2 protein-coding genes are annotated in these 2,373 nt (G+C 64.3%); both read right to left on the bottom strand.

The window, feature by feature from the left end; genetic code table 11:
- Positions 1-719, bottom strand: a 719-nt coding sequence (locus KA184_20540) for a hypothetical protein (GenBank protein ID MBP8131975.1), incomplete at its 3' end; no start/stop codon positions are given.
- A 37-nt stretch (positions 720-756) separates the two neighbouring features.
- Complete coding sequence (gene lysS, locus KA184_20535) at positions 757-2,262, bottom strand: lysine--tRNA ligase (protein ID MBP8131974.1); 1,506 nt, start codon at positions 2,260-2,262, stop codon at positions 757-759.
- Positions 2,263-2,373: the final 111 nt, after the last annotated feature.

Here is a 2,373-nt window from a genome sequence, read left to right as displayed (position 1 = left end):
GCGTAGAGGCGCAGTTTCTCCAGCAATCCGGCTTCATTCCAGCCGGGCATCGCGGCGGTCAGACGCAGTTTGCCGCCGTCAAGGAGTGTCTGCCACACGCCGGCAATGCCGCCGGGGACGGCCCCGACCGTGAGGACGAGCGCGGCGCCGATGCCCCCGAACATGACGATGAACTGGGCCACGTCGGTCCACATGACGGCGCGAATGCCTCCGAGCGTGGTGTAGGCCACGGTCACGACGCCGAGCACGATGACGCCGGCGTAAACGGGGACGGTCTCGCCGCTGACCACGTGCAGCACGAGCGCGGGCACGTACAACGTAACGGCCATCCAAGTGACGCGCCAGAAGATGAAGAGGGCGCTGGCGAACAGGCGCACGCGCAGGTCGAAGCGCTTCTCGAGATACTCGTAAGCCGTGTAGGCGTTCATGCCGCGAAACAGCGGAATGAACACGCGGGTCACGACGGGATAGACAATGGGAAAGGCAAGCAGGCTCCAGAGCAGGAGCACGCCCGAATCTTGCGCGGCGGCAGGCGCGCCGATAAACCCGATGCTGCTGGCCAGTGTCGCCATCAGCGAGATGCCCACGGCCACCCACCCCACGTCGCGCCCGGCCAGGAAGTATTCACGCGGGCTGCGCTGGCCCCGGAAAAAGACGACACCCATCAGCACCACAAAAGCCAGGTAGGCGGCGCAGAGGCTATAGTCCAAGGCGGTCATAATACGACCTCATTTCGGGCGGGGCCCATCGCGAAAATCAACGGCCGGGCCGCAACAACGGAAACAGGATCACTTCGCGTATTGACGCGGAATCGGTAAGCAGCATCACGAGCCGGTCGATGCCGATGCCGAGACCGGCGCAGGGCGGCATGCCGGTCTCCAGCGCGGTGATGTAATCTTCATCGAGATACTGCGCTTCGTCGTCGCCCGCCTCGCGCAGGCGGACCTGCTCCAGGAAGCGCGCCCGCTGGTCGATCGGGTCATTGAGTTCGGAAAACGCGTTGCCGACTTCGAGCCGGGCGATGAACGGTTGAAACCGCTCTGTCAGCGCGGGGTTATCCCGCTTTTTCTTCGCCAGCGGCGACAACTCGATGGGGTAGTCGTAAAGGAACACCGGCTGCACGAGATGCGGCTTGACCTTCGCGGACATCACCTCGTCCACGATCCGGCCGTAGCCCATGTCCGGCGTGATTTCGACCCCTGCGGACGCGGCCAGGCGCGCCGCTTCGTCGCGGTCGCGCGTAGCCTCCAGGTCGATGCCCGCGTACTCGCGGATGGCGTCAAAGAGCGTCATGCGCCGCCAGGGCCGCTCCGCGTGGATGGTTTCGCCCTGGTACGAGAACGTTGTGGCCCCCGTCAGGTTCCTGATGATGTGGACCAGCATCTCCTCCGTTTCGTCCATGAGGCCGAGATAATCCTGATACGCCTCGTACAGCTCCATCATCGTGAATTCGGGATTGTGCCGCGTGTCGACGCCCTCATTGCGGAAACAGCGGTTGACCTCAAACACGTGCTCGAAACCGCCGACAATCAGCCGCTTCAGATACAATTCCGGCGCAATCCGGAGATACAAATCGGCATCATAGGTATTGTGGTGCGTGATGAACGGCCGCGCCGTTGCGCCGCCCGGAATCGGGTGCAGCATGGGCGTCTCGACTTCGAGAAAGCCGCGTTCCCCGAGCCATTGGCGCATGAGAGCGATCACCCGCGCCCGGATGCGGAACCGGTCGAGCACTTCCGGGTTTGCCACGAGGTCCAGGTACCGTTGCCGGTAGCGTGTCTCGACGTCGGTGAGCCCGTGGTACTTCTCCGGCAGCGCGCGCAGCGATTTCGTGAGGATTTCGTACCGGTCCGCGAACAGGGTGATTTCACCGCGGTGGGTGCGGCACACCTTGCCGTGCACGCCGATGAAATCGCCGATGTCCAGGTCCTTCAGCGCCTCATAGGCGGCCTCGCCCACCTGTCTCTGCCCAAAAAACACCTGGATCTTGCCCGTTTCATCGCGGATGTCCGCGAAGGTGCTCTTGCCCTGCCCGCGCCGCGAGACTATGCGCCCGGCCAGCGCCGCGGCGATCTGCGCGGGCTTTTCCGGCGTGCCTGCCGGTTCCGCGGCCTCGAATTGCGTCCGCGCGTCGCCGATCGCTTGCGAGCGCGCGAAGACATACTTATACGGCTCCTCGCCCCGCGCGCGGATGCGTTCAAGCTTCGCGAGCCGTTGCTGCCGCAGATCCTCTTCCGTGGAATGATGCTGTTCTTCGGTCATAAGGCATTCTTTCGGGTCATGCCGGGCCGCGCCTCGTTCACGAGGCCCGCACCAGCCGGGCGCAGAGAATAGCATACTCGCGGCGGCTTGCGCCCGGGACCCGGATGCCCC

The organism is Candidatus Hydrogenedentota bacterium, from assembly GCA_018005585.1.
GTDB lineage: Bacteria > Hydrogenedentota > Hydrogenedentia > Hydrogenedentales > JAGMZX01 > JAGMZX01.
This window is presented reverse-complemented; position numbering and strand designations above follow the sequence as displayed.

Coding starts and splice junctions, on each gene's coding strand:
- lysS (MBP8131974.1), bottom strand. CDS start 2,262: ATGACCGAAGAACAGCATCATTCCACGGAAGAGGATCTGCGGCAGCAA.